Raw genomic sequence first — 26,921 nt, forward strand, 5'->3', positions numbered from 1 at the left:
ATTGGCGAAGGTCATCATGGCCGTGCCTCGTCGTGGCGGCCACCCGGGCGGCGGAAGGGGGCCAGCAGCTGTCGGGCGAAGACGGCCAGGGCCGTGAGCACGGTACGGCGCGGCTCCCGCAGCAGGATCCGCCAATCCGAGCGCAGGGAGCGCAGCATGAAATCGGTGCCGATGGCGGGGGCTCCTCCGAGGCGCAGGGAGCGCCGGGCCAGGTAGCGCAGGTGGATGGCCTGGGCCGTGGCGAAGTGGTTCGCCACCAGCTCGGGCGCATAGCCACGGGCTTCGCTGATCAGCCGCAGCCAGCCCTGTTCCATGCGTTGCAGGCTGGAGGAGAGCCCACCGGCCGAGGTGCGGTAGTAGGTGAGCACCTGAGGCAAGCCGGCGATCTGCCAGCGGCCATCGCAGGCCACCCGCAGCAGCCATTCCAGATCCTCCGAATAACTCATGTCGGTGACGAATCCGCCCACTGCGTCGAACACCTGCCGCCGCAGCACCCAGTTCGACGTGGTGTTGGTGGGGTTCTCACAGAGAAAATCCACCGGCCGATGCGATTCCCGGGGCAGGGCCGCCAGCAGGCCGGTGGGCGTTCCCCCAGGGGACAGGAACGCGATGCGGGCGAAACTCACGCCGACATCAGGATGGTTGGCGTGGTAGGCCACATGCAGGCGCAGTTTGTCGGCATGCCAGAGGTCATCGGCATCGAGAAAGGCGATCAGGGGCGCACGGCTGAGGGCCACCCCGCGATTGCGGGCGATCGAGACTCCCGCGTTGGGCTGGCTTACCAGGTGCACTCGGGGATCCTCCCCAACCAGGCGCGACACGATGGCGAGGCTGTCGTCAGTGGATCCGTCATCAACAGCGATCAGTTCCCAGTTGCTCAGGCTCTGGTTCTGCACGGAGCGCAGGGTTTGCTCGATGTGTGGCGCCGCGTTGTAGATCGGTACCACCACGGAAATGGCCGGTTCGTCCAGTTGTTCAGGGTCTGGAACCACCGCAGCTGTCCCGTGGTGATGAAGGTTCTCCATCGTGGTGGCTACGACGTATGGCTGGAGCGGTGGCCACCCAGAAGACGACGCAGGACGGCCCTGATCCGTCCCATCAGGGTGATCCGGATCATCCGCAGGCGTTTGGCGTAGTAATCGAACTGGTTGATGATGGGCGGCTGACCCTCCTGGAAGTGGTTCAGTTGGCGCGCAGGCAGCAACTTGGATGTCCAGTCGACGGAGTCGATATGGCGAAACTGTTCGTGGCCGTAGCGGGCCTGAAGCTTCTCCTTGATCTGGTCAGGCGTGCGGTAGGGGTAGTGGCGATTGTAGAGACGCTGCGAGCAGGCTTTGGTGAGTCCGTTGGGCCACTGTGGGGCCACCGCTTCGTTCCAGGGCTGATGGGGTTGGTTGCGGAAGAAGCGGTACTCTCGCCAATTGGCCGAGTAGTACAGGCGCCGTTCGGTGATGGGACGGTGGGGTTCAAGCTTCTCAGCCGCCCAGTTCTTGTAATCGGCATCCGTGTAGTAGAACTGCAGATTCCAGGCCGTCACGAAATCGGCTTTCTCACGGTTGGCCGTGGCCAGCACCTCTCTGGGGTCCCCTTCGAGGAACTCATCCCCATCAAGCCGTAGCCACCAATCCTGATCAGCCAGTTCGTGGTTGTATTTGTTGTAGACGATCGAGCGCATCCCATCGCGGAATGGGATCAGGAGCTGGTCCTCGATCACAATCGTCGGATAGTGCTGTGCCAGGGCATTCACGGTTTCCCAGGTTCCATCGGTGCTGCCGTTATCGAGAACGAAGATGCGATCACAGAACGTCAGCGCGTGAATCAGACAATCCGCAATGACGTCGCCCTCATTCTTGATCAGACAGATGGCGTAGATCTTCACGCGTGAATCGGGCGGGCGGACGGTACGGCTTGCTCCGATGGCACCCATGGCACCACCGACGTGACCCGGGACTGGGGCGGGGCCAGCGAGGCTGGAAACATTTCCATCACCCTAACCGCGCTGGCAGCGGCCTCCATGGGGAAAGGGATTGGGCCTCAGGCCTGTGAAGGTGCGTCAAAGGCTGGCCGGCTGGGCCACCTGAATCCTTCGCAACAGCCGTTGCCCCATCATCAGGTAGATCGGCTGAAGCGTGAGATGGGCCGCTGCCACGGACACGGCCACACCCAGGGATCCCCAGGACGTGCCGATCAGGATGGCGACGGTAAGGGCCACCGTGAAGGCCAGGTTCCAGAGCAGATCCACCTGGGGCAGGCCTACGGCGCGGAACAGCATCGAAGAGGCGTTGGCGAAGGGTCGGGACAGGGCCGACAGGCAGATCAGCATCAAGATCGGCACGGCACCCTCCGTCACCCACTTCTGACCAAAAACGATCGGTACATAGAGAGGGGCCAGGCTGCATTGCAACGCCACAACGGGCACGATCACCTTGGTGATGGTGAGCAGGTTCTTGCTGAAGCGCTGCTTGAGTTCGGCAGGTTGGCTTCTGACGTCACAGAAATCGGAGTAGATGGAGACGGACAGGGCATTGATCACACTCAGGCTCAGGCCCAATCCAGCGTTGAAGGCGAAGTAGTACACGCCTAGTGCTTTGACACCGATGAAGCGACCGATCAAAAGATAATCAACATTCTCGCGGAACGTGTTGAGCATCTCCACACCCAGGATGCGACTGCCGAATCCCAGCACGGATTTCCAACGTTTGAGGGTGAACGTCATGACGGGACGCCAGGGTTCAAACCGCAGCATCATCGCGACCCATACCGGAGCCACCAGCAACTTGGGCAGTACAATCGCCCACATGCCCATCCCAAACAGCGCAAAGATCCCGGTCAGCAGATTGTCGGTGACGACCGCCGTGAGATTGGTCAAGCTGTAGAACTTGAGCCTGTTTTGCCTGCGTACCAAGGCCGTCTGGACCATGGCGAGTGGGTAGATCAGATAGCTGAAGCTCACCACAATGATTGGCAGGATCAGTGCGTTGTCGCTGTAAACGCGGGCAAAGATAAACGAACCAATGATCTGCACGACAAAGAGGCTAAAGCCGATCAGCCAGTTCAGGCTCCATGCCGTCTGGCAGATCTCTTGGACATCCTCCGCATCGGCCTGCACGATCTTGTCCCCGATGCCGTTGCGTGTGAAGACCTTGACAAGCTCGCCGGACGTCAACACGATGGCGGCCAGGCCATAGTCCCTTGGGCTCAGCAGCCTGGCCAACAGCACTGTGGCCACGAGTCGCGAGACGCGAATCCCCACCTCCCCCACACCCATCCAGCCGATGTTGCGGATGAATCGATCCTTCGGGATGAAACTCTTCAGCTGGCTGAGCAGACGCATCAAAGGTCTACCCCACGGTTAAGACTCGAGAGGCAAAGCAACGTCCACAGACTGTGTCCCCACAGGCAGAGCGGTCGAGACCGCAACGACATTGGCCATGCTGTTGTCTTCAGAATGCTCGTCATGGCATCAAGGTGTCTCACGGCTGGCGGATTGGGTGTGAATCACAGTACGGGAAGAATTTCTGACTGGAGCGGGCCTTTGTTCTCCTGTAGAGCCATTCCCATCATAAGCATTCCAGGCCAAAAGAGGTAGACTAGAATCTCCAGATTCTCGCCAAATGTATACATGAACAAGAGAATAATGATTCCCAGGCCGGCTGAGCCAAGTTGATAGCGGGGACTGGCAGCACGGCGCAATAGATCAAGCGCTGTAACCAACATGGGAACAGCCAGAGCGACGAAGCCAACAATACCCTTCACAAAAAGCACTCCGGCCCAGGTGTGATGGGAACCAATGGCCATGTACTCAACCAGATGGGGGCCGCCCTCTACGACACCATGTCCCCAAATCGGAGCCTCTGTCTCCCAGCGATGGAAGGCGATGCGCTTTAAGGCAAAGCGAACGCGCGTAGAGCCAGCCCGAGCGCCTTTGAAACCTTCCCAGTAGTCACTGATGGCGGTAAGAATAGACGTAGCAAAGATGCCTCCAAGATAGGAAACTACGCCAAGAGAAATCAGCATGAATGGTTGACGCAGCCTTGATACCACTGCCGTAACGGCTGGAATCAGGATGATGCAGAGCTGGGCAAGACGCGACTTGCAGACGAAGCACATGAGGATCGAGCCAATGATGCCCAGAACCTTCCATTTCCGATCTTTTTCCAGCAGACAGATCATGAAGTTGATATTGCCGACAAACCCAAGAGCAGGCCCCCATGGAGCGAAGAGCCGCCAGCGAAGGTCACCGGTGCTACCGTCAATCTCGTAGAGTGGAACATCAAAGAATTCATTTCCTGGACCACCCACGGCTCTCAATGGCGAGACATAGAGCACTTCTGGCAGGCCCAGATGCGGGGTTAGCAGAAGGAGCGGCATGATAAGGAGCGTATGAAAGCCCACGATGCAAATGGCACGCGTGAGGATGCTGCTCCGAATCGGCAAAGCTCCTGCTAACGGATAGAGCGCTAGGGCGGCCCACCCTTTGGCCCAACCAATCGTGGACTTGATGATAGCTCCAGTCCCGAGGTTGAAGTTCACATGCCCTGCAATCAAGGCAACTTCCATGATGATCATGCCGATGATCCAAAGCCAAATCACGGGTGATATAGAAATTTCTTCATTTTCCTCTGGGTGATCCATTCGGGCCAGAATCTTGATCAATAGGCAACCAAGAAGCAGCCAGCAGAGAATAGACCCCACAACGTAAAGTCCACCGAATAGCCAGATAGGGTAGGTGCAAACAATCGACCACCAGACCAAACGCTCTGGCCAATTTCTCGGCTGAAGATCATCCTCAGACTGGAAGGCCCTTGAAAGAAGCGTTTTAAGTCCCAATGAAGACCCCTTGTTATGTAGAAATCCAATTGGCGACCCGTTTGATCCAGGGCTTGCGGATCCATAGGATCCAAAGACCTACAGTCGTCAGGATGGAACCAAATGCTGAGCCAGCAAGCACCAATGTTCGCTTTGGTGACGTAGCTGTTTCTGGCAAGGATGGCTCCACAGCTATTTGAATCAGTGGGAATGCTGCAAAGATATTGGCCTGGCCAAGATCCAGTTTGGCCAATGTGGATGCAAAGACAGCTTCTGCTATCTGTTCATTTCGCTTAAGGTTCTCCAAAGAAGACTGTTTCTGGGACATCAACCTGAGGCGCCCCTCCAAGGAGCTGATCTGTTGATCAAGCTTGCGAACCTGTGCTGCTGCACCTGAAGCATCTGACTGGTAATTCACCAAGTTCTGGAAGAGTGAATCGCGACCAGAACTGGCACCAGTCAACGCCAGTCTGGTGAGAGTCTGGGCCGATGGAGAGCGACCGAGCAACTCGTTGGCACGCTGATTCAATGCCTGCCTAGCAGCCTCTTGCCGCTTGATCTCTTTGAGAATGCGAGGATTATTCCGACCGAACTTAGACAGTTGGACCTTGAGTATAGACGTGGCCTCGCTGTAGTCCTTCACATTCTGCTGGAAGATCTGATCAACCTGCAACTTGAACGCATCTGTTGCCTCTGAAGGAGACAGCCCCAGGCTACGACTCAACTTCTGCAATCGACTCTCTGCCTGCGATTGCAGCGCAGCCAGCTCGGCTCTCTGTTTGCGTAGCTGTTCAATGTTAGCCGAAAGGATTTCAACCTGTTCAATAGAGGTGAGGCCAGACTTGCGCTTGTATGCGGAAACTTGCTTTTGTGCAGTCTCAAGCTTCTGCTGCGTTTCCAGCAGAATCTCCTGTGCTGGGCCTTGCCGTTGCTCGATCTCGCTGACACGCAGCTCATTGAGACGCTCTACCATGGCGTCATGCAACGCATAGGCTCGCTTTCGTGCATCTACAGGCGATGGACCGGTGGTATCAATCTGCATCAGCGTTGTGTTATCAATGTTCTTAATGCGAGGCTTGGCGAAATCTGCCTTAGGAATATTGGCAATCTTGGCAGCCCGCGCGATGACTTGCTCGCTAACGAAGATGTATTCATAGTTTGCACGAGGATCAAACGCAGCCAGGCCGAGTGATTCGTTTGATGCCGTGGCTTGACCAATTTCTGGCAGGCTTAAGTTAACAGCATTAGCGCTTCCAGGCAGAACCAATGCCCAAGAGCTTGTATAAACAGGCTTTGCAAGTGCAAGATAGAGAATACTGGTGCTCCATATCAATCCGTTCGTACAAGTGGATACGAATAGATAGCGACTCCAGCGAAGCTTGTCGGTTCGACTCAGTTTTTTCCACCATCCCTTTGGATCGGGTGCCTTCAACCCAGGAATATTTCGAAACTGTTCGGCAAACAATCGCGCCGCCTTTCCCAAGGGTTCTCGCACGGCCTGTACCTTAGGCCTGAGTCGTCCGACGATCGGCGGAGAGTCTTTCACTAGATTCTACGGAATACTGCGATCATAAATCAAAACGGATGGATTCAGAAACTGAGTAAAGATGCTAAGAACAGCCTGGAAGTTGGTCATCTTCGAATCATAACAGGCAACACCATCGTCTGCCATGAGATAGGGGTTGTTGGCGTTGCTTGTAGACGCGCGAAGAAGATCTTCTACTCCTCGTTCGTAGACAGTCGTCTTCCCCGAGATCCTTTCAGTTCTCACCAGGATGGCTCGGCGTCGCGCATTGGTGACCATGGTTCCACCAGCACAGTTGGCCGAGACAACCGCATGGGACAAGCGAGATCCATAGGGAAAGTTCCTAGCCTGAGAGCCAATGCCAGCAACAGAGTTTCCAGCCGCAGGAACAGTAAGATTTGAAATGTTAATCTCAACTTCAGCGGGCGTAATCTGAGAAGGGCGAACGATTAGTGGATTAACGGTACCAGTGTCCGGAACAATGACTTGATCACCAGCAATGAGTGGGATGTCGTTAAAAGGTTCTCCCGTAAAAGCACCGGACATGTCAATCACTTGCCTTTTTGAACCTCGTTTCACCTGTATCGCGGCGACATCGGCCGTGGGAGTAATGCCTCCTGCACGACGGAGTGCCGTTGTGAGCATACGGTTGAGCGGAGCTTGTCCAGAAAGTTGAACAGGCGTCTGTGTCTGTTCAACGTCACTTAACTCGTTGATTAACAACCGTCCAGGCTGAAAAGCAGATCCAATGACAAAGACCGGTACAGGTGCCCATTGAATGACACTCAGACTGACCCTCAGAAAAGATGGCTGAAAAAAGCCTTGTTGCACCAGGGCTTGATAGACCCGCTTCTGAAGCTGTTCCGGCTCAAGACCCACAGCGTAGATTCCCTTGGAAAAGGGAATTTCAAGCTCTCCGTTCAGATTGATTTCAAAGATGCCACTGAATTCTTCCCCTTCAGGGATTGTCACCTTGACTCGATCTCCTGGGGAGATCGGTAATGCCAAGGACGATCCTGGAGTGCCAACAAAGCAAGCGAGCCCAACAAGCCAAAAAAGAAGTTTCGACATCTGTGTCGATCTGGGAGAGTTCGCTTTTTGGCTTGCTCAGACAATCTTAGCGTATTCGTAGACTGCGGGCTACCGGCTTTCAGCCTGGGCGAGTTTGACGAGTGATCACTCAATCGCCTGATGATTCCCGTCACCTGGAGGCAGGTCCGGTGCAACGTGTGTCTGTATGGCCCCTGGCTTGCCTATCCGTCTTCGGCTGGGTCGGTGTATCGCTCTGCTCCCGACCGCGAAGACTACCCCTGCGCAGCCAATCAGTGGGTGCCGGCTAATCTATTGAGCTACCGCAAGGCTCTTCCAAATGGTCGCTGCCGGCGCGGAGTGCTGTCTCCGCCAGTGTTGCGGCTAGTTGTCGCAAGGCTGAGGCTCGTGAGAACCGGTAGCCCCCCAGGAACCGAACCGGTACAGCCTGGGGCCTTGGCGCCGTCCTGGTCCACCAGGCCTTGTCAAGGAGCGCCCCATGCCCCCACCGGAGAGCTGCACAGCACCTCAGACGCCGTTCCTACTGGTAGGGGCCTGCTGGAGCATGCAGGCGGGAACTGGATCCATGACCCTCACTGCCGTTGGGATGCTCACGGCTGCTGGGGCAATGGAGCTGGGGAGAAGGCCACCCTGCCAGGTCTCAATCACAAAGCTGAGCTAAATTCGTGTGGCAAGGTCCCTGAAGGTATGATGGTTAACATTGTAATTGTGGCAACGGCCAACTATCTTTGGGGGGCGGCGGTCACCGTTCGTTCCGCTTTGGAAGCCTGTAGCACAAGCCTAAATGTCTATGCCATTTGCGTCGATCTATCGCAGGACGACAAGCGGCAACTTTCCAATTCCTGGCAAGCTGCCAACATCGGCGAAATCAGCTTTATTGATTTCAATCTTGAGCGGGTCAATAGCTTCCGCAGCACTCTGCTTGTCAAGAGCAAATCTCCTTATGCGCGCTTCTTTATACCCGAATACTTGGCGGGTGTATCTCGCTGCATCTATTTAGATACGGACTTAATCGTTTGCTCGGATCTAACTGAACTGCAGCTTCTGGATCTGCATGGCAAATCCAGTGCTTGTGTTATTGATGGTGGCATAGACACCCCACAGCAGCAGCAGCGACTTCGCGAAAAGCTGAAACTAGACAATCCTCGCCAGTACTTTAATTCAGGAGTGATTGTGATGGATCTGGATGCATGGAGGCATCATGAGATCCAATCGAAGGCTCTAGCGGTTGCACAGGAAAACTATGATTTGCTTGACCAAATGGATCAAGATGCTCTGAATATCGTCTTGGCAGGCGATTGGCTGGTGCTCGATCCGAAATGGAATACATCCAAAGGCAGGGCCGATGCTGATTTTTCAGATGGCATTATTCATTTATTAGGCAAAGTCAAGCCCTGGCACGCAGATTATGCCGCAAACTTTCAAGATCGATGGTTTGCACTACTGGATCGAACCGCCTTTGCCGGTCAGCGTCCTGTTAAACTACTCGGCATAGCAGCCGCCTATCGCAAGTTTGTCCGTACTGTTCCTACCTTGGAGATGGTCAAAGGTAAACTGCGGCGACTCATTCGGTCTACTTGATTCTATCGTTGCCGCCAGGATAGAAGTGTTCTGCGCTGATGGCCTGGCTCACACGGCCTGCCAGACCAGCTAAGGCGAGCAGCAGCCTGGGCATAGGGATCTGGACAAGCCATCTGATTGGTCGGCAGGTCTGGCTCAGGTCGTTGTACAAGCCACCCGACCCACCACGTGGTTACCTTCTGGCCAGGGCTGATAGGATAAGAACCAGTGGCTTGCTCCTGCTTCACTCTGGATTCATGCGTAACGCGTTAGTCGTTTCTGCGCCGTTTCCATCACTGTTCTCCACTTCTGCCCTCTCCCGTGCGCATTGGCCTGATCAACGCCTACAGCACCCTGAATCTGGGGGATGCAGCGATCTACAGCGCCTTTCGTCAGTTGCTGCCTGATGTGGAGCTGGTGGGTTGCGTTCAGGATGAACGGCCCGATGCCACCCTTGGGGTCACGTTCTTGTCCGAACGGCCCAGGAATTGCGACGCTTACGTGAGCGTGGGGGGGGACATCTTCAACAATTCGCGTGAATGGTTTGTCACCAAAGCCTTCCTCAAGAACCTGGCTGAACTGAGGCACAGTCCGAACCGCACCATCCTGTTCGGCCAGTCGATTCCTCGCTCCTGCCACGGCCTCAGCTTTCTCCTGTTGCAGCGCTATTTCAAGCGCCTGGCGGCTGTCTGTGTGCGGGATGCCGAAAGTCACCAGCGCCTCTGCGCCGCAGGGGTTCAAGCACGGTTGTCCTACGACATTGCCTTTGTGCTGGAGAGCTCCCCCCTGGCGGAGGCCACGGCGCGGCAATGCCTGGAGCGGCTAGGGATTGATCCATCCCAGGCAGCCGTCCTGTCTGTGCGTGGTTTCGACAGCATGTACGGCCACGACAATGAGGCCTTCGTTTCCAGAATGGCCCAGCTGAGCGTTGAACTCACCGGGGCCGGACTCAGCCCCGTCATTTTGATCCAATCGGGCGCCTATGGCTCCGATAATGATCTCGAAGTGGCCGCCGCCATCCAGGAACGGGCCCCCGGCACCGCCATCCTCAACCCGTTCGTCGCCGATCCAGCCGTGCCGAGTTGGCAGTTGGCCATGGCCCTGTTCGCTCTGGTCGACAGCGTGATTGCCGTACGTTTTCACACGGCCGTTCTTTCGCTGGCGGCCGGGCGGGTTCCGTACCATCTCCACTATTCCAACAAGGGCAGGGACCTCTGCCGGCGACTCGATCTACCCGGCTGTGATCTGGCCAGCCTGGTTCCTTCGTCGGCGCTGGAAGCGATTCTGGCCAGCCGCGGGCGCCGGTTCGATCATCAGCACGTGCGTGAACAGGTGCGCCGCGATTTCCGGTGGTGCCTCGATCAACTCCCCGATGTGATCTGACGGTCGTCGTCTGGCCCCTTGGATCCCTGAGCTAGATTCCTCTATCTGGCCGTTCAACGATGTACGGGCTTGTCAACCGGGCCATTCAGCAGATGGTCACCACCCACCATGGTGAGGAGGTGTGGCAGCGCATCAAGGAGCGGGCCGATCTCCAGGATCTGGATTTCTTTTCCACGTACCAGGCCTATCCCGACGACGTGACCCATCGGCTGGTGGCAGCGGCCACGGAGGAACTTGGCCTCACGGGTGATCAGATCATGCAGGCGTTTGGTGAGTACTGGATCACCTACACAGCCACGGAAGGTTACGAGCAGTTGCTCGAAAGCACAGGGGACACCCTGCCAGAATTCCTGGATCATCTCGATAATCTCCACGCCCGCGCCGCCCTGGCCTTTCCTGAGCTGCAGCCTCCCTCCTTCCGTTGCGAGCACAGTGCTGACGCCTCCATGCAACTGGAGTACCGTTCAAAGCGGCGCGGCCTTGCCCCCATGGTGACCGGCCTGCTTCATGGCCTGGGCAAGCGTTTTCGTACTCCACTGGCGGTCGATCAGGTCGCCTCTCGCGACAGGGGTGATGCCACGGACCTGTTCCACGTTCGCCTTTCTCCGCCTTCCGAATCTGTCGCAGGTCGGCCGGATGACGGCATGACGAGCGAGTGAAGGTTCGTCGTTTCTGAAGGTGCCTTCCGTGCCGTTACCTGACCACCTTCTCGATCCCCTGTTCCCTTTCCATTTCGTCGTCGACCGAGAGCTACGTATCCAGTCCGTCGGCTCTGTTCTGCGTCGCATCCTTTCTGTCCCGGAGCTGGTGGGGCAGCCCCTCGATGAGCACTTCCTGCTCCTGCGACCGGATGTCCCCATGAACTTCGCCAGTCTGAGTGACTGCACAGACCGGCACGTGATTTTCAAGTCCGCCGCGATTCCATTGCAACTGAAGGGCCAGATCTGTTGCCTTGACGAAAGGGAACAGCTGTTGTTTGTTGGTACGCCCTGTTTGCTGCAACTGGAGGATCTTAAGACCCTCAGTCTAAAGATCAATGACTTTCCTTTGCATGACTCCCTGGTTGACTTTCTTTTCCTGCTGCAGGCCAGGAATGTGGCGCTCACAGAAAGTCAGAAGCTCAATGAGATTCTCATCGCGCAGCGTGGGGAGTTGCGCGAGTCAACCCAGCGTCTGTCGACGCTCAATGCGGAGCTGGAGGCGGCCAAGCAGGCTGCTGAAGCCGCCAATGCCGCCAAGGATACGTTTCTGGCCACGATGAGCCATGAGATCAGAACTCCGATGAACGCCATCATCGGCATGGCCGGTTTACTTCAGGACTCCCAGCTGGAGCCCATGGAGAGGGAGTATGTCGAGATCATCAACAGCAGCACCGATTCCCTGCTGACGATCATCAATGACATTCTCGACTTCTCGAAGATCGAATCCGGTAACATGCAGCTGGATGAGCAGCGCTTCAACCTCCGCATCTGCATCGAAGAGGCCCTCGATCTGAGCGTGTCCCGCCTCTTGGACAAGCCGCTGGAAATGATCCTCGACATCGAGCCCGGCCTGCCCACGGCTGTCATCGGCGACCTCACCCGTCTGCGCCAGATCCTCTGGAATCTGCTGAGCAATGCGGTCAAATTCACCCCCCAGGGCGAGATCGTCGTCACGGTGTCAGCGGAGCCCCAGGCCGCTGAGGCCGGTCAGCCGACCCCGTGCCAGTTCACGTTTCAGATCCGCGACACCGGCATCGGCGTGTCCGACGCGCTGATTCCCCAGTTGTTCGAACCCTTCCGCCAGGCCGATCCCTCCACCGCCCGGCGCTACGGCGGCACGGGCCTTGGTCTGGCGATCACACGGCGCCTGTGTGAGTTGATGGGGGGCTCGATCAACCTGGCCAGCCAGGAAGGCAAAGGCAGTGTCTTCACCTTCAACGTGCTGCTGCATCTTGATCCGGCCCCCCAGGCCAGCAACAGCCCGGAGCCCCTGGTGCCGCCGGCGTCCGCCATCCTGCTGCTGGTCGGCAATCCCACCCTGCGCGCCGTGCTCCAGAAGCAGCTGGGTTGGATAGGGCTCTCGGTGATCGCCCCCGATCCCTGCCAGATCCCCATACCGACCGCCCAGCCCCAGATCGGCGACCTCGGCCCTGGCGTGGTGGTCATCGATGGGCGGCTGCTGTGCTCCGAAGGGGAGACAACCCCGCCAGCCTTTCTGCAGGACCCCGTGCTTCAGCTGCGTCCCTGGATCGTCCTGGCTGACAGGTGCAAGGTGTCAGAGCTGGCAGCGCTGGCCAAGACGCCGGCTGTGATGCTCTCCAAGCCTGTGCGATTCGAACAGCTCCGCCTGGCCCTGATTCAGCAAGGGCAGAGCCCTTTGGAGCGGCGGCTGGCCGGGCCGCCAACGCTGACGCGCGAATCCGCCCCCCAGGGCGGCCCCCATCGCCTCACCGACCGGCTGCCGCTGCGGCTGCTCGTCGTCGATGACATCCCCGTGAACCGCCAGTTGGCGCTTCAGTTGCTGCAGCGGCTGGGTTACCGGGCCGAGGCCGTGGCTTCGGGCTCCGAGGCGCTCGCGGCCGTGCAGGAGACCCCCTTCGACGTGCTGTTCATGGACGTGCAGATGCCGGAGCTTGATGGTTACGCGACCACGCGGGCGATCCGGTGTCTGCCGGCTCCCTTCGTGCAGCCCTGGATCATTGCCATGACCGCCCATGGCCGTCCGGAGGATCGCCAGGCCTGCCTCCAGGCCGGCATGGACGACTTTCTGGCCAAGCCGATCGTGCCTGCCCAGCTCACCTACGCCCTGGAGCACTACCAGCCCCGCGACCAACCCCAAGCGCCAGCGGGTGGAGGGGCCGACCCGATCGACGCGGCCGCCTGGGAGGAATTGGAGCAAGCCATGGGAGACGGGGCGGCGGCCGTGCTCCAGGAGCTCATCGACCTCTACCTCGAGGACGCGATGCGACTCGTGTCGGCGGTGGTGATGGCCCACCAGTACCACGATCCCCCGGCAATGATCGCCGCTGCCCATTCGCTGCGCTCCCCCAGTGCCAGCCTGGGGGCCCTGCGGTTGGCCACGCTGTGCGGCCAGGTTGAGGAGTCCCTGCGCTCCGATTCGGAGCTGTGGCCCCAGGTCAGAATCGATCAGCTGCTTGTCGAGGCTGGACGGGTGACCGAAGCGCTGCGCCAGCGGCGTCCGATGGACGCCTGACGCCGATGGAAGGTTGTCCCGCCCCGATTTCGATTCTGCTGGTGGATGACGATCGCATCCATTCCCGCATCCTCGAGGTCCGTCTACGCGCCCAGGGCTACCAGATTGTTGTGGCGGATTCGGGTGACAGTGCCCTGGTGCAGGCCCGTGTCTGCCCCCCCACGGTTGTCGTCTGCGACTGGCTGATGGACGGCATGAATGGGCTGGACGTCTGCCGGGCGTTCAAGGCGGAACCGGCCCTGGAATCGGCCCACTTCATCCTGCTGACCTCACGCTCCCGGGTGGAAGACCGGGTGGAGGGGCTCGACTGCGGCGCCGATGATTTCCTCAGCAAGCCGGTGGATCCGGAGGAGCTGCTGGCCCGGGTCCGCTCCGGCATCCGCCTACACCAGGCCAATGAACGGCTGAAGCTCCTGGCGAGTGAGTTGCATCAGCAGAAGTTGCGGCTGGATCAGGAGCTGGAGGAGGCGGCCAGTTATGTGCGATCCCTGCTGCCCGAGCCCATCGGTGGTGCCGTGCGGGCGGACTCCCGGTTCGAGCTCTGCCATGAACTGGGTGGTGATTCGTTTGATTTCTTCTGGCTTGATGACGACCACTTCGTCCTCTACCTCGCCGATGGCTCCGGCCATGGCCTGGCGGCGGCCTTCCCCTCGATTTCCGTTCACAACCAGCTGCGCTCCCGCTCGCTGCCCGTTGATCTGCGTGATCCGGGCGCTGTGCTGCAGACCCTGAACTCCGGGTTTCCGATGGAGCGTCACCAGGGGCGGTATCTGACGCTTTGGTATGGGGTTTATCAGCCCTCCAGCCGAACCCTGAGTTTTGCCAGCGCGGGCCATCCCCCAGCCTTTCTCTGGAGCCGCACCAGTGCCTTTCCCTGCCATTGGCTCAAAGGTCAGGGCATGGCCGTGGGCCTGTTCGACGACGCGACCTATGGCACCGAGAGCCTGGAGGTGGGCGAAGGGGCCTGTCTTCTCATCTACAGCGATGGCCTCTATGAAGTGCCGAGGCCCGGTGGCTTGATGGGGACACTGCCCGACTTCATGCAACTGGTGGAGCAGTGCCAAGACGTGCTCGCTGATGACGATGGCCTGGATCGGTTGCTGTCCCAGATCCTCCACGTCTCGGGCCATGCGCCATTCACCGATGACTACTCGCTGATCCGGGCGCTGCTGTCGTGATCGTTACGGGCCTTCTGGTTGTTCAGGTGTCGGTTGAGCCGCCCGATTGATCGGCAGCCAATGCGGCGATGCATGCCTCACTGTTCGGAAACGTGGTGAACACTTTTTCGGTGCCGGTGAGGTCCAGAACAATGCGGACCTGGCTGCACAGACCGCAAAGAAACAGTTGCTGACCTTGCTCCTTGACCCGTTTGAGCACGGAAACCAGAGCGCCGAATCCGCTGCTGTCCATGAAGTCGACGCCCTGGCAATCAATCAGGATGTCCCTGGGTTGCTCCGCCAGAACTGAACCGACAGACTGCCGCAACTCAGCGCCACTCTGGGCGTCGAGCAGGCCCATGGGTTTCAGGATGTACAGATTATCCACACATTGAAACGCAAATTGCTAAGAGTTTACCACTCATCGCCGAAAGCCCATTCGGCTGGGCCTGGGGTCTTGAGACCCGTCCGCCGGCTGGTGGCGAGCGGGTGTGGGTCTGACCACAAGCCCCCATTCCGCTAAGAGGGTAGGAGGGAGCCAATGGAGCACAACGCTACAGTTCGTAACCAGGTAGGCCGCTTCAGCCGCGAGGTTCATGGTCACGATTGAAGAGTTACGACGCCAATCTCTTCCCTTTGTCGCTGCCGACCAGGAAGGTTTGATTGTAGAGATCAACGATCTGTTTGAGACGACCTATGGATGGACATTGGACGATCTCAAGGGCCATTCTCTTTCCATGATCCTGCCGGCTGCTTATCAAGACGCCCACCATCTCGGCTTCTCCCGTTTCCAGATCGTTGGTGAATCGCAGATTCTCAACCATCCCCTGCAATTGATGACCATCTGCAAAGACAACCAGGCCATCAACTCGGAGCATTTCATTGTGGCCGAACGCCGTGGCGATAGCTGGGTGTTCGCGGCAACCCTGCGACCGTTGACCTGAGGCGTGCATGCCGGACCAGACCCTTGTCGGCCAGCTTCGCAGCACTCTCGGGAGGCTGGAGGCGGCCCTGGGAGCCGTTGACGAGGCCCTTGCCTTCACCGATCTCAACGGAATCGTGGAATGGACGAATGCATCGTTTGATCGGTTCGTGGGTTTGTCCCGCTTGCAGAGCCTTGGCCAATGCCTGAGCCAGATCCTCCCGAGGCCCTATCTCCACGAGCTCAGCGACAGCCAATCAGGCCTGCCGTTCTGGAGCTCGGGATCAGAAGGATCCAGCACCTGGGAACTGCTGGGTGCGCCTCTCCGCCAGGTGATTGAGGTGTCCTGGGCGACTGTCGATCTCCCTGGTAAGCCGTCTTTGGTGTTCACCTTCAGGGACAAAAGCGCGATTGTTCAGGCCCAGGACAAGTTGATCGATGCCCGTGACCAGCTGGAGGTGCAGGTGGTCGAGCGAACCCGCGCGTTGCAGCTGGCGCGCGATGAGGCCCTGGCAGCCAGCCAATCCAAAACCCGGTTTCTGGCCAACATGAGCCATGAAATCCGCACCCCATTGAACGCTGTGATCGGGATGACGGATGTGCTGCTCAGCAGCCCAATGGAGGGGCAGCAACGGGAGATGCTCGAAACGATTCATCAAAACGGCGAGTATCTGCTAAGCCTGATCAACGACATTCTGGACATCTCGCAGATTGAAACCGGGCGATTGGCACTCAACCCCAGAACCTTCGACCTTCATGGTTTACTCAATGACATCATTCATCTCTTTCAGTATCAAGCCTCTGTAAGACGCCTCGGCTTGCACCTCAGCATGCCACCGGATACGCCGAGATGGCTCTTTGGTGATGATCTCAAGCTGCGCCAGATTCTGTTCAACCTGTTGGGGAATGCTTGCAAGTACACCAATCAGGGGGAGATTCGCCTCAGCGTAGATACCTTGGCGGCCACGGCTAACCTGAGATCCTTAGTGTTCCATGTTTCCGACACGGGTATTGGCATCTCCAGGGAGGCTCTACCGCTTATCTTTGAGGAATTCATTGGCCATTCCAATCCCGCCCAGACGCAGCAAAGTGCTGGCCTCGGCCTCGCCATCTGTTCGAGATTGTGCCAATTGATGGGGGGCGACATTTCCGTTGATTCGAGTCTCGGATCCGGCAGTTGCTTTACGGTCAGTCTGCCGTTCACGCTGGCTTCGCAGGAGCAGGGTGAGATTGTCAGGGACAATCCCGAAGAAAGCTTAGAGACTGGAATCAGAATTCTCGTTGCTGATGATAACCGCGTCAACCGCAGGGTGCTTGAGTTGATGCTGGCCAGATTGCATCTAAGCGCAGATGCGGTGGGAGACGGCAATGCGGCCATTCAGTGCGTCAGGAATGGGAACGTGGATCTCATCTTCATGGATGTGGCCATGCCAGGTCTTGACGGCTTGGCCGCCTCGCGCCAATTGCGCAGCGAAGGTTACTCGGATCTCTACATCATTGCCCTGACAGCCTATTCATTCGACACCCACCGGCAGGAGTGTGCAGCGGCTGGGATGAACGACTTTCTCTCCAAACCACTTCGATTGGCGGATCTTCGCGTGGCCTTGAGCAGGTATCGCGATTGGCGCCGAGCCACAGAGTCGGTTGCATCCGAATGATACTGAGTGATGCGATGAGGGGCGGAGTGGGCCCCATTGATGGTCCATCGGAGTCAAGGTGCAGGCTCTCCCGGGCTTCCATCCTGCTGGCATTGGGAATCTTTTCCATCACCAGTTCTGCCCTGATTGTTACCTACTGGGTGGCTGAACGGACTCTCTTCAAGTCTGTCCAGCAGCGGCTGCTGGATCCGGACATCATCCTGATGGATCTGCGCATGCCAAAGGTTGATGGCTTTGAGACCACCCGCAGAATTCGTGAGCAGGCCGGCAACACGGTGCGGCCCTGGATCGTCGCGGTCACCGCCAAGATTCGTGACTGCGACCGTGCCGAGGCCCTGGCCAGCGGCATGAATGATTTCATTGGTAAGCCCATCAGGGTCGAGTCCCTGCAAGCCGCCCTGTCCCGGGCCCACGCGGCTGTACTGGCCCCGTGAGTGTGGCTCGGTTCAGCCCGGCAGGCTTGTTCCGGACAGCCTGGCCTGCTTCAGGGCCGCTTCAGCCCGTTGGAACAGGTCCTTGAAGCTGGTGTCGTCGCTGCTGGCGCAAGCCGTGCCCAGGCTGACGGGAAGAGGATGGCGGACTCCCCCCACCAGCCAGCCCTGGAGAGCCAGGCCGGAACGGAAGCCCTCCGCCTGGGCTACCGCCTCCTGCCCCACCAAGCCTGTCTGCAACACGGCGAACTCGTCATCACTCACACGCCCGTAGAGGGCGCTCTCCCCAAAGTCCGATTGCAGTTGTCTGGCCAGCTCCTGAAGCAACCGATCGCCCTGTTGTTGGCCGAATCGTGTGCAGAAATCATGGAAGTCATCCAGACCGAAGATCATCAGGGTCAACGGTTCTCCGTACTCCCTTTGCCGCCGGAACTCGTTCAGACCTGCATCGAAGAAGGGTCTTCGGTTCTTGATGCCCGTGAGGGAGCAGAGGTAACTGTTGCGCCGCGATTCCATGTGCTGGATCACCATCCCAGCAAGGTCCTGCAGCAGTTGTTGTTCGTTGCCGGCGAGTTGCCTCGGCTGGGGGCTGATCACGCACAGGGTGCCGAGGTTGAAGCCGGAGTGGGTCCGCAACGGCACCCCGGCATAGAAGCGGATGTTGGGGTTCCCCGTCACCAGGGGATTGTCCTTGAAACGCTCGTCCGCACTGGCGTCATTGACGACCAGGACGTCATTGCCGCAGATGGCGTGGGCACAGAAGGCCACATCCCTGGGCGTTTCACTCGCCTCCAGACCCACCCGGGAGAGAAACCACTGCCGCTGCCGATCGACCAGGGAAATCAGGGCCGTCGGCACGCCCAGCATCTGGCTGGCCAGGCGTGTGATGCGATTGAAGTCCTCATCGGACTCCGCATCCAGAATGTGTTGCTCGTCGAGAGCCGCCTGGCGTTCAGCCTCGTTGTCCGGTACGGGGTAGGCGGTCATCGCGGAGAGCAGGACGCAGGGGGGACCGGGACGCCGCCGTTCGGCCGTCTATCCCACAACTTGCAGTATGTCCTTTCCTGGTGAGGTCCCGTCCCGGGCTGGTGGCGCGGCGCTTCAGGGAAGCCACGGCGCCTCGCTGAAATCCGGCTCGCGCTTTTCAAGAAAGGCGTTGCGCCCTTCCTGCCCTTCTTCCGTGCGATAAAACAGATGGGTGGCCTGGCCCGCCAGCTCCTGAATGCCGGCCATGCCGTCGGTTTCGGCATTGAAGGCTGCCTTGAGGCAGCGAATCGCTGTGGGACTGTGCTGCAGGATCTCCAGGCCCCAGCGCACTCCTTCCGCCTCCAGCTCCTCCAACGGCACCACCGCATTGACGAGCCCCATGGCCAGGGCCTGACTGGCGTCGTAGCGGCGGCAGAGAAACCAGATTTCGCGTGCCTTGCGCTGCCCCACCACGCGGGCGAGGTAGCCGGCGCCGAAGCCGCCATCGAAGCTGCCCACCCGTGGGCCCGTCTGGCCGAACACCGCGTTCTCCGCCGCCAGGCTGAGATCACAGAGCAGGTGAAGCACCTGCCCGCCACCGATCGCATAGCCCGCCACCAGGGCGATCACCACCTTGGGCAGCGAACGGATCAGCCGCTGCAGGTCGAGCACATTCAGCCGCGGCAGGCCACTGGCATCGAGGTAGCCGCCATCGCCGCGCACGCTCTGGTCGCCACCGGAGCAGAAGGCATAGCCGCCGTCGGCGGCCGGCCCGACACCGGTGAACAGCACCACGCCGATACGGGGATCGTCGCGCACACGCGAGAAGGCATCGCACAGCTCCTGCACCGTGAGCGGGCGAAAGGCATTGCGCTTTGCCGGCCGGTTGATCGCAATGCGGGCCATCCCCTGCGCGCAGGTATCGAAGCGGATGTCGGTGTAGGTGGCGGCCGGCGTCCAGAGCACCGGAGCTGTGCCGGGCAGCACGGGGTCCGCCGGCGCGGGCTGGGAGGGAGGTGCGGCGGAATCGGGGCGCATCAGGCCTGACAACGGCAGCGGCTTCGGCTCATTCTGCGGAGCCGTGGGCCGGCTCATGCTGGGGAGCCAGGCACCAGCGCGGCCCGCAGCTGCTGGCGCAGGCGGGCATCCGCCTGGCGATCGGTGCGCAGCTCCAGCAGGGCCAGGGGCTGGGGCAGCGCCCAGGCCAGTGCCTCCTCCAGCTCCTCCAGCTGAGCCACGCGCCGCACGGGCACGCCATGCAACGCCGCCAGGGCGGCCTGATCGAGGCTCTGCGGCATGGCGAACAGGCGCTCAAAATCGAAGGGCGCGGCAACCTCCGGCGGAACGGGCGAGGCGCCGGAGGTGCGAATTGGCAGCTGCTCAAAAATGCCGCCACCGCCGTTGTCGATCAGCACCACGGTGAGGCGCCCGCGCAGCTGCTGGCGCCAGAGCCAGCCGTTGCTGTCGTGCAGGAGGGCGAGGTCGCCGCAGAGGAGCAGCAGGGATCCGGCGCTTTCCGCCAGGCCGGCCGCCAGCGAGAGGGTGCCGTCGATGCCGGAGGCTCCGCGGAAGCCGAACAGCGGCCGGGGAGCGCCCGCCTGCGGAGCAAAGCTTTCCCAGTCGCGCACGGGGCTGCTGCTGGCCAGCATCACCGGCAGCTGCGGCGGCAACAGCTGGCTCAGGGCCCGGGCGATGGCGGGTTCATTGGCAGCACCCGTGACCGGCAGGGCCTGGCTGAGGCCGGCCTGCACCGTGTGCTCCAGCTCCATCCAGCGCCGTTGCCAGGCGTGGTTGGCCGCCGGCGGCTCCCCCGCCCAGAGCGCCGCTGGCAGCGCCCGGCACCAGGCCGCCAGCCCATGGCCGAAGCGGTGGCTGGCGGTGCCGAGCGGATCGAGATCGCGCGGGTCGCCCTCGCTGATCACCAGCTGGCAACCGCACTGGCGCCCGATCCAGTGCTGCAGCCGGCGGCTGGCGGGCAGGGGCCCGAGCCGCAGCAACTGGGACACCTGCAACGGCTCCATGGGCTCCTCCAGCAGCAGGTCGTAGCCCGCCACCAGCTCCAGCAGCGGCTGACCCCGCAGGCCCGAAAGGCCATCAGCGAGCAGGGGCCAGCCGCTGCGCCGCTGCCAGCGTTGCAGGGCCTGCAGGTGGGCCGGCCACTGCTCCGGGGCACCGCGCCAGGGCCCGGCCACGATCACGCCGGGCTGATCGGGATCCAGCAGCGGCAAGGCTTCCGAGGTCACGGACGGCTCCGGCTGAACCCCCACCACCCTGTCGCTGGGCGTGCGGGCCATCAGCGACGCGATGGCGGCGGCCGAGGGATGGAGCGGCTCCTCGAAGGCCAGGTTGAGATGCACAGGGCCGGCCGGGTGGCCGATGGCCTCCTGCCAGGCCCGCTGCGCGAGCGCCTGCAGGCTGGCGGGCGTCATCACGGCCAGTCCCTCGGCAGCGCCAGCACCGGCCCAGCGGCAGCTGCAGCGCAGAAAGTCCTCCTGGTTCACCGTCTGGTTGGCGCCACGCCCCTTCAACCGCTGGGGCCGGTCGGCGCTGAGCAGCAGCAGCGGAATCGCGCCATGGTCGGCTTCCACCGCCGCCGGCAGCAGGTTGGCCACCGCCGTGCCGGACGTGGTGATCACCGCCGCCGGCAGGCCATCGGCGCGGCTCAGCCCCAGCGCGAAGAACGCAGCGGAGCGCTCATCGATCGCGGTGTACAGCCGCAGGCCTTCGTCTTCGGCCTCCAGCAGGCCGGCCGCTATCGCCAGCGGCGCCGAGCGGCTGCCGGGGCAGAGCACGAGCCGCCCCAGCCCCAGCTGCCGGAAGGCGAGCAGCAGCGCATGGGCCGCGCCCAGATTCGCCGCAGCGTGAGCATCGGTGCCCGCTGGGGCATGGCTGCCGAGGCCGTCGTTGCCGCTCACCGGGGCCCATGACTGTTCAGGATGGCCTGATCATGCCCACGACCGGAGCCCCCCGACATGAGCGTCACTCCCACCGGCGGCAGCTCTCCGGACGGAGGCCGCGCCGGGCTGCTGCGCCAGGTCGGCCTGTTGCTGCTGTGGGTGGGCGTGGCGCTGCTGCTGCGCTGGGCGGTGATCGAACCCCGCTGGATCCCCTCCGGCTCCATGCTGCCCACCCTCCAGCTCAACGACCGAGTGCTGGTGGAGAAACTGCGGGCTCGCCTGCACCGGCCCCTGCCGGTGGGCACGATCGTGGTGTTCCACCCTCCCGACGCCTTGCTGGCGGCCGGCTACGACCCCGATGCCGCCCTGATCAAGCGGGTGGTGGGAGCGGCGGGGGATCGGATCGCCGTCCATGACGGCCAGCTGATCCGCAACGGCCAGCCGGTGCCGGAGCCGTGGCGGGCCGAGCCGATCGCCTATGAACTGGCGCCGCTCGCCGTGCCGCCTGATTGCCTGCTGGTCATGGGCGACAACCGCAATGCCAGCCTCGATTCGCACCTCTGGGGCCCCCTGCCGGCCGACCATGTGATCGGCACCGCCGTGTTCCGCTACTGGCCCTGGAACAAACTCGGACCCATACGGTTCTCCCCCTCTGCGGCCATGGGTTGACCCGGAGAGCTGCGTTATGGTGCAGGCCGTGACGCAGAGCACACCGGAGATGTTCAACCCGGAGTTCCTGACGACCGACAGCGAATCAATCAGCGGCAACTCGCTGATCCAGTACCTGCAGGAGCAATCTCCGGACGTTTTGCAGCGTGTGGCCCGATCCGCCAGCGGCGACATTCAGGACATCATCCGCCACAACGTTCAGGGCCTGCTGGGCATGCTGCCGGGCGAGCAGTTTGAAGTGAAGATCCAGGCCAGTCGCGACAATCTCGCTGGCCTGCTGGCCTCCGCGATGATGACGGGTTACTTCCTGCGCCAGATGGAGCAGCGCATGGAGCTGGAGAGCAGCCTGTTCGGCGAAGGCACCCTTGATGCCGACCCCGGCGAGCTGAGCCTCTGAGCCCAGAGCCCCGCTGGGCTCTCCAGATCCGGGCTGATCAGCCCTTTCCGGCGGCTTGAGGCTCCGCTGCCGGCACCTCCGGCACCACGCCCCAACGCACAAGGGCGCTGTCGATGCCGGCAAGGAATTCCCACGATCCGCTGGAGGGCGCCCACGGGCGCTGCTCCAGGGCATCGGCGAGACGCTGGAGATCCTCCTGGGTGGACGCCACAGGTGCCGCGTAGTGGGCAGGCACCACCTGGCGAATGCTTGGCAGCTGGGCGAGCCGCCGTAGCCAAGCCACCAGGGCGGTGCGGGCCCTGGGAAACACCAGCCGCTCCAACACCGGCGCCACCTGCAGAGGATGGGCATCACCGCCCAGCAGCGCCTCGAATTCAGCCTCCCAACCGGGCTGCCAGCGAAAGGGGTAGAGGCCGAAGTAGGCCTTTGCGGCGCGCAGCCCCGGCCGGAAGCTGCCGGCGATCACCTCTGGCCAGGGTCGCACCTCCAGCGCGGACGGCCGCAGGTAGGAGGCGAACAGCACCAGCCGCATCCAGCCGCGCCGCCGTTGCTCCTGGCCATCGCAGAGCGGCTCGGCGCCCTGCTCGCGGGCATGGAACAGCAGGGGCGTGGGATCGGTGCTGAAGATCTCCGGCGGTTCGCTGGAGATGGCCACCAGCGCATCGGTGACGAGCAGGCTGCCGCTGGCCCGGTGCAGGCAGGCCACTTCCACGAAGGTGCCGAGGCCCAGGTCCAGCGGGCCAAGCATCTCCCATTGCAGCTGCTCGGCGTGGGGCAGGCCCTGCTCGAACAGCACCCGGGTGCGGCCAGCGGGAAATCCGAGCCAGGGCAGGGGCAGCGGCAGCGGAAAGCTCCACTGGCACGGGCTCACCCACACGGTGGCGGCAGGAAAGGCCCGGGCCATCGCCGGCACCGGCAGCTTGTGCTCCAGCCCGGAGCTGGTGGGCAGCACGATCGTGCGCACCGGCCCATAGCGGGCTTCGAGCTCGCGCAGGCTGTGCAGCAGCTCCTGGGTGGGCGCCACTGGCGCGTAGAGCAGCAGCCCATCGGTGAGGCGTGCCACGGTCATGCGGATCGGCACCGCCACGTAGAGCACGCCCTGCAGTTGCTCGAAACTCCAGATCTGGCCAGGCACAAGCTCGCGCACCAGGGTGCGGCGGCGGCCATAGGGATAGAGCGGCAGCAGCGGCCACCAGGGCCACCCCTGCCGCAGCCTCGGCGTGGGGGGCAGGCCGTTGGAGGCTCTCACTGCCGCAGCTGCGCCATCAGCCCATGGCGGGGCGCGAACAGGAAGCTGGCCAGGAAGAGGCAGGTCTGGACCACCACGATGCAGCCGCCGGTGGAGGCATCCAGCCAGTAGCTCCAGTAGATGCCGACCACACTGGAGAGCATGGCGGAGCCGACGGCGATCCAGGTCATCCTGTCGAAGCGATCGGTGAGCAGGTGAGCCGTGGCCCCCGGGGTGACCAGCATGGCCACCACCAGGATGATGCCCACGGTCTGAAGGCCGGCCACCGCCGCCAATGACAGCACCGCCAGCAGCAGGTAATGCAGCACGCCGGTGTGGATGCCGATCGAACGGGCGTGGGTGGGATCGAAGCAGAACAGAATCAGGTCACGGCGCAGCAGCAGCAGCACCGCCAGCACCAGGCCGCAGATCCAGACCGTCTGCTGGATGTCAGCGGGGCTGATGCCGAGCACATTGCCGAACAGGATGTGGGTGAGATCGATGCTGCTGCGCACCTTCGACACCAGGATCAGGCCGAAGGCGAAGAATCCGGTGAACACCAGCCCGATCACGGTGTCTTCCTTGATGCGCGTCATCTGCTTGATGTAGCCGATCACCGCCACCGATCCCACGCCGAACACGAAGGCGCCGAGGGCGAAGGGCAGGTTGAGGGCGTAGGCGATCACCACGCCGGGCATCACCGCATGGGACACCGCATCACCCATCAGCGCCCAGCCTTTGAGGGTCATGTAGCAGGAGAGCAGGCCGCAGACGGAGGCCACGAGCATGCTCACCAGCAGGGCCCGCTGCATGAAGGCATGCTGCAACGGTTCGGTGAGCCAGGGGAGCGCGTCCATCACAGGTCGCCCTCACCGGACGGATCCGGCGGGGTGATCGTGAGCGAATCGAGCGGTCCGCCGCCGAAGGTGCGGGCCACGTTCTCCTGCGTGAACACCTCGGAGGTGTCGCCGTAAGCGAGCACGGTCTTATTGATCAGCACCACGTCGTCGCAGAAGCCGGTGACGTGGCTCAGATCGTGGGTGGAGATCAGCAGCGTGCGGCCTTCCTGGCGGAACTGCTGGAACAGCTGGATCAGCAGCTTCTCGGTGCGGATGTCCACGCCGGCGAAGGGTTCATCGAGCAGCATCACTGACGCCTCCTGGGCAAGGGCTCGAGCGACGAAGGCCCGCTTGCGCTGGCCCCCCGAGAGCTGACCGATCTGGCGGTGGCGCAACGGCCAGAGCTCCACCCGCTCCAGGCTCTCACGCACGGCCTGGTGGTCGCTCCGACGAGGAATGCGCAGCAGGTTCATGGTGCCGTAGCGGCCCATCATCACCACGTTCGCCACGCTCACCGGGAAGTTCCAGTCGACGCTTTCGGTCTGCGGCACATAGGCCACCGCCTGCTGTCGCAGGGCTTCACGCAGGGGCACGCCGTTGATGGCGATGGTGCCGCGCGAAGGGTTCACGAACCCCATCAGCGCCTTGAACAGGGTGGATTTGCCGGCGCCGTTCATGCCGACGAGGGCGCAGATGCTGCCGGCGTAGGCCCGCAGCGACACATCATGCAGAGCCACCACGCCGTTGTAGGCGTAGCAGAGGTTGTCGACGACGATGCGCTCCTGGGCCGGACGGTGCTGAGGCGGGCGGGGCGGGCGGTGTTGCATCGGCTCAGCGCCCCTTGAGTCCGTTGATCAGTGTGGATACATTGTGCCGCTGCAGCTCCAGCAGGGAGGAGGCCGGGCCACCTTCAGGCGACAGGGAATCCACGAAGAAAACACCGGCAAAGCGGCTGCCGCTCTCCGCGGCCACCTGCTTCTGCGCCTCTGCCGACACTGTGCTTTCGCAGAACACCGCCGGCACCTGGCGCTCTCGGACCGTGGCGATCAGGCGGGCCATGCGCTGCGGGGTGACCTGGGATTCGGCATTGACAGGCCAGAGGTAGGCCTCGGTGAGGCCGTAATCGCGGGCGAGGTAGGAGAAGGCGCCTTCGCAGGTGGCCAGCAGGCGGTGCTGGGGCGGCAGGGTGGCCAGATCGCGGCGCAGGTCCCTGTCGAGGGCGCGCAGCTCAGCGCGGTAGGCCTCGGCGTTGCGCTTGAAATCGGCCGCATGGGCGGGGGCGAGCTGGGTGAAGGCCTTGCGCATGTTCTCCACATAAACCTCCGCCAGCCAGGGCGACATCCAGGCGTGCGGATTGGGCTTGCCGGCGTAGGCATCCCCGGCGATCGGCAAGGGCTCGATGCCGTCGGTGAGCACCACCCGCGGCACGTCCGGCAGGCCGGAGAGAAACCGATCGGCCCAGCGCTCGAGGCCGAAGCCGTTGACCAGCACCAGCTGGGCCCCCTCAGCCCGCCGCAGATCGCTGGGAGTGGGTTCGTAGCCGTGGATCTCGGCGCCCGGCCGGGTGATCGACTCCACCTGCAGGTGGTCGCCGGCCACCTGGCGGGCCATGTCGGCCAGGATTGTGAACGTGGTGAGCACGCGCGGTTTCCCTTGCGTCGCTGCGGCCCCTGGCGTGCCAGCCGCGGAGGTGCCGGGGGCCGGAGTCCGCTCGGCCGGACGCGGCGACGGCGTGCAACCCAGCAGGGCGCCACTGGTGAGCATCAGCACGCCACAAAGGGCCAGGGCAGGACGCCTGAGAATCGAGCGGGCCGCCATCAACGGCGCAACGTCAAACACGAAAATGGTCTAAGAGAACACAAGCGGCGCTGACGTAACCGTTGCTGGTGCGGCACGTGCCTGCGGCAGCGGAGGCGCTGCTGGGGCCAGAAGAAAAGGCCCCCGCCGCAGCGGAGGCCTTCAGGGGTGCAGGTGCCAGGGGAGGTGGCCCCCGGCGGCTGGCGACAGAGGCTGGCTCAGCCGATCGCCGGAGCCTGCAGCGCCACCGGCACCGACTCCAGCAGGGCCAGGTCGAGCGGGAAGTTGTGCGCATTGCGCTCGTGCATCACCTCAAAGCCGAGGTTGCCGCGGTTGAGCACATCGGCCCAGGTGTTGATCACCCGGCCCTGGGCATCCAGCACCGACTGGTTGAAGTTGAACCCGTTGAGGTTGAAGGCCATCGTGCTCACGCCCAGG

At 61.8% G+C, this 26,921-nt stretch carries 23 protein-coding genes and 2 pseudogenes; 10 read left to right on the forward strand and 15 right to left on the reverse strand.

Annotated elements, in window-relative coordinates; genetic code table 11:
• Nucleotides 1-14: 14 nt before the first annotated feature.
• From ACWJI3_RS04245 to ACWJI3_RS04270, 6 genes are all read right to left on the reverse strand, one after another.
• Entirely contained in the window at nucleotides 15-992 is a 978-nt protein-coding gene (locus tag ACWJI3_RS04245; RefSeq protein WP_480202962.1) for a glycosyltransferase family 2 protein, read from the reverse strand.
• A gap of 41 nt (nucleotides 993-1,033) precedes the next feature.
• On the reverse strand, nucleotides 1,034-1,927 hold the full coding sequence (locus ACWJI3_RS04250) for a glycosyltransferase family 2 protein (protein WP_480202963.1): 894 nt from the start codon (nucleotides 1,925-1,927) through the stop codon (nucleotides 1,034-1,036).
• A gap of 126 nt (nucleotides 1,928-2,053) precedes the next feature.
• On the reverse strand, nucleotides 2,054-3,334 hold the full coding sequence (locus ACWJI3_RS04255) for a lipopolysaccharide biosynthesis protein (RefSeq protein WP_480202964.1): 1,281 nt from the start codon (nucleotides 3,332-3,334) through the stop codon (nucleotides 2,054-2,056).
• Nucleotides 3,335-3,498: 164 nt separating this feature from the next.
• Entirely contained in the window at nucleotides 3,499-4,755 is a 1,257-nt protein-coding gene (locus ACWJI3_RS04260) for an O-antigen ligase domain-containing protein (protein WP_480202965.1), read from the reverse strand.
• An 88-nt stretch (nucleotides 4,756-4,843) separates the two neighbouring features.
• Nucleotides 4,844-6,292, reverse strand: a complete 1,449-nt coding sequence (locus tag ACWJI3_RS04265; RefSeq protein ID WP_480202966.1) for a GumC family protein — start codon at nucleotides 6,290-6,292, stop codon at nucleotides 4,844-4,846.
• Between the two features lie 69 nt (nucleotides 6,293-6,361).
• Nucleotides 6,362-7,405, reverse strand: a complete 1,044-nt coding sequence (locus tag ACWJI3_RS04270) for a polysaccharide biosynthesis/export family protein (protein ID WP_094512891.1) — start codon at nucleotides 7,403-7,405, stop codon at nucleotides 6,362-6,364.
• Nucleotides 7,406-8,074: 669 nt separating this feature from the next.
• On the opposite strand from ACWJI3_RS04270, the gene ACWJI3_RS04275 reads away from it, so the two are divergent.
• From ACWJI3_RS04275 to ACWJI3_RS04295, 5 genes are all read left to right on the forward strand, one after another.
• Nucleotides 8,075-8,965: a glycosyltransferase family 8 protein gene (locus ACWJI3_RS04275; RefSeq protein ID WP_480202967.1), complete on the forward strand. Its 891-nt coding sequence runs from the start codon at nucleotides 8,075-8,077 to the stop codon at nucleotides 8,963-8,965.
• A gap of 300 nt (nucleotides 8,966-9,265) precedes the next feature.
• Nucleotides 9,266-10,327, forward strand: a complete 1,062-nt coding sequence (locus ACWJI3_RS04280) for a polysaccharide pyruvyl transferase family protein (RefSeq protein WP_480202968.1) — start codon at nucleotides 9,266-9,268, stop codon at nucleotides 10,325-10,327.
• A 59-nt stretch (nucleotides 10,328-10,386) separates the two neighbouring features.
• Entirely contained in the window at nucleotides 10,387-10,986 is a 600-nt protein-coding gene (locus ACWJI3_RS04285) for a heme NO-binding domain-containing protein (RefSeq protein ID WP_094512893.1), read from the forward strand.
• 28 nt (nucleotides 10,987-11,014) lie between these two features.
• The gene (locus tag ACWJI3_RS04290; RefSeq protein WP_480202969.1) at nucleotides 11,015-13,522 is read left to right on the forward strand and encodes an ATP-binding protein; all 2,508 of its coding nucleotides are present in this window, start codon (nucleotides 11,015-11,017) and stop codon (nucleotides 13,520-13,522) included.
• Nucleotides 13,523-13,527: 5 nt separating this feature from the next.
• On the forward strand, nucleotides 13,528-14,700 hold the full coding sequence (locus tag ACWJI3_RS04295; protein WP_480202970.1) for a PP2C family protein-serine/threonine phosphatase: 1,173 nt from the start codon (nucleotides 13,528-13,530) through the stop codon (nucleotides 14,698-14,700).
• Nucleotides 14,701-14,722: 22 nt separating this feature from the next.
• On the opposite strand, the pseudogene ACWJI3_RS04300 reads toward ACWJI3_RS04295, so the two are convergent.
• Nucleotides 14,723-15,070 (reverse strand): annotated as a pseudogene (locus ACWJI3_RS04300) (STAS domain-containing protein); the annotation flags it as partial.
• A 205-nt stretch (nucleotides 15,071-15,275) separates the two neighbouring features.
• Between ACWJI3_RS04300 and ACWJI3_RS04305 the strand changes: the two are divergent.
• Genes ACWJI3_RS04305 through ACWJI3_RS04315 form a run of 3 tightly spaced genes read left to right on the forward strand, consistent with a single transcriptional unit; the run spans nucleotide 15,276 to nucleotide 17,693 of the window.
• On the forward strand, nucleotides 15,276-15,623 hold the full coding sequence (locus ACWJI3_RS04305) for a PAS domain S-box protein (RefSeq protein WP_255139779.1): 348 nt from the start codon (nucleotides 15,276-15,278) through the stop codon (nucleotides 15,621-15,623).
• Nucleotides 15,624-15,630: 7 nt separating this feature from the next.
• The gene (locus ACWJI3_RS04310) at nucleotides 15,631-17,259 is read left to right on the forward strand and encodes an ATP-binding protein (RefSeq protein ID WP_480202971.1); all 1,629 of its coding nucleotides are present in this window, start codon (nucleotides 15,631-15,633) and stop codon (nucleotides 17,257-17,259) included.
• Nucleotides 17,260-17,285: 26 nt separating this feature from the next.
• Nucleotides 17,286-17,693 (forward strand): response regulator, encoded by a 408-nt coding sequence (locus ACWJI3_RS04315; protein ID WP_480202972.1) that lies wholly within the window; start codon nucleotides 17,286-17,288, stop codon nucleotides 17,691-17,693.
• Between the two features lie 12 nt (nucleotides 17,694-17,705).
• Here the strand turns inward: ACWJI3_RS04315 and ACWJI3_RS04320 are convergent, their stop codons facing one another.
• From ACWJI3_RS04320 to menD, 3 genes are all read right to left on the reverse strand, one after another.
• Complete coding sequence (locus tag ACWJI3_RS04320) at nucleotides 17,706-18,677, reverse strand: sensor domain-containing diguanylate cyclase (RefSeq protein WP_480202973.1); 972 nt, start codon at nucleotides 18,675-18,677, stop codon at nucleotides 17,706-17,708.
• A gap of 114 nt (nucleotides 18,678-18,791) precedes the next feature.
• Nucleotides 18,792-19,694: a 1,4-dihydroxy-2-naphthoyl-CoA synthase gene (gene menB, locus ACWJI3_RS04325; RefSeq protein WP_094513024.1), complete on the reverse strand. Its 903-nt coding sequence runs from the start codon at nucleotides 19,692-19,694 to the stop codon at nucleotides 18,792-18,794.
• A 53-nt stretch (nucleotides 19,695-19,747) separates the two neighbouring features.
• The gene (gene menD / locus ACWJI3_RS04330; RefSeq protein WP_480202974.1) at nucleotides 19,748-21,571 is read right to left on the reverse strand and encodes a 2-succinyl-5-enolpyruvyl-6-hydroxy-3-cyclohexene-1-carboxylic-acid synthase; all 1,824 of its coding nucleotides are present in this window, start codon (nucleotides 21,569-21,571) and stop codon (nucleotides 19,748-19,750) included.
• Between the two features lie 57 nt (nucleotides 21,572-21,628).
• Between menD and lepB the strand changes: the two genes are divergently transcribed.
• The gene (gene lepB / locus ACWJI3_RS04335) at nucleotides 21,629-22,222 is read left to right on the forward strand and encodes a signal peptidase I (RefSeq protein ID WP_094512900.1); all 594 of its coding nucleotides are present in this window, start codon (nucleotides 21,629-21,631) and stop codon (nucleotides 22,220-22,222) included.
• 49 nt (nucleotides 22,223-22,271) lie between these two features.
• Nucleotides 22,272-22,619 (forward strand): DUF760 domain-containing protein, encoded by a 348-nt coding sequence (locus ACWJI3_RS04340; protein WP_094513026.1) that lies wholly within the window; start codon nucleotides 22,272-22,274, stop codon nucleotides 22,617-22,619.
• Nucleotides 22,620-22,656: 37 nt separating this feature from the next.
• Here ACWJI3_RS04340 and ACWJI3_RS04345 read toward each other — a convergent pair whose 3' ends face one another.
• The 5 genes and pseudogenes from ACWJI3_RS04345 to ACWJI3_RS04365 all read right to left on the reverse strand — a co-directional run.
• Nucleotides 22,657-23,868: a DUF4336 domain-containing protein gene (locus ACWJI3_RS04345; protein ID WP_480202975.1), complete on the reverse strand. Its 1,212-nt coding sequence runs from the start codon at nucleotides 23,866-23,868 to the stop codon at nucleotides 22,657-22,659.
• A complete protein-coding gene (locus ACWJI3_RS04350) occupies nucleotides 23,865-24,704 on the reverse strand; it encodes a metal ABC transporter permease (RefSeq protein ID WP_480202976.1) in 840 nt (279 codons plus the stop codon). The genes ACWJI3_RS04345 and ACWJI3_RS04350 overlap by 4 nt, the downstream gene beginning before the upstream one ends.
• Nucleotides 24,704-25,513 carry a metal ABC transporter ATP-binding protein gene (locus ACWJI3_RS04355; protein ID WP_094512902.1) on the reverse strand — a complete coding sequence of 270 codons (810 nt, stop codon included), beginning with the start codon at nucleotides 25,511-25,513 and terminating at the stop codon, nucleotides 24,704-24,706. Before ACWJI3_RS04355 ends, ACWJI3_RS04350 begins: the two co-directional genes overlap by 1 nt.
• A 4-nt stretch (nucleotides 25,514-25,517) precedes the next feature.
• Nucleotides 25,518-26,450 carry a metal ABC transporter substrate-binding protein gene (locus ACWJI3_RS04360; protein WP_261347328.1) on the reverse strand — a complete coding sequence of 311 codons (933 nt, stop codon included), beginning with the start codon at nucleotides 26,448-26,450 and terminating at the stop codon, nucleotides 25,518-25,520.
• A gap of 251 nt (nucleotides 26,451-26,701) precedes the next feature.
• Nucleotides 26,702-26,921, reverse strand: a pseudogene (locus ACWJI3_RS04365) (photosystem II q(b) protein); the annotation flags it as partial.

It is taken from the genome of Marcopretia estuarina LEGE 06307, from assembly GCF_056633115.1.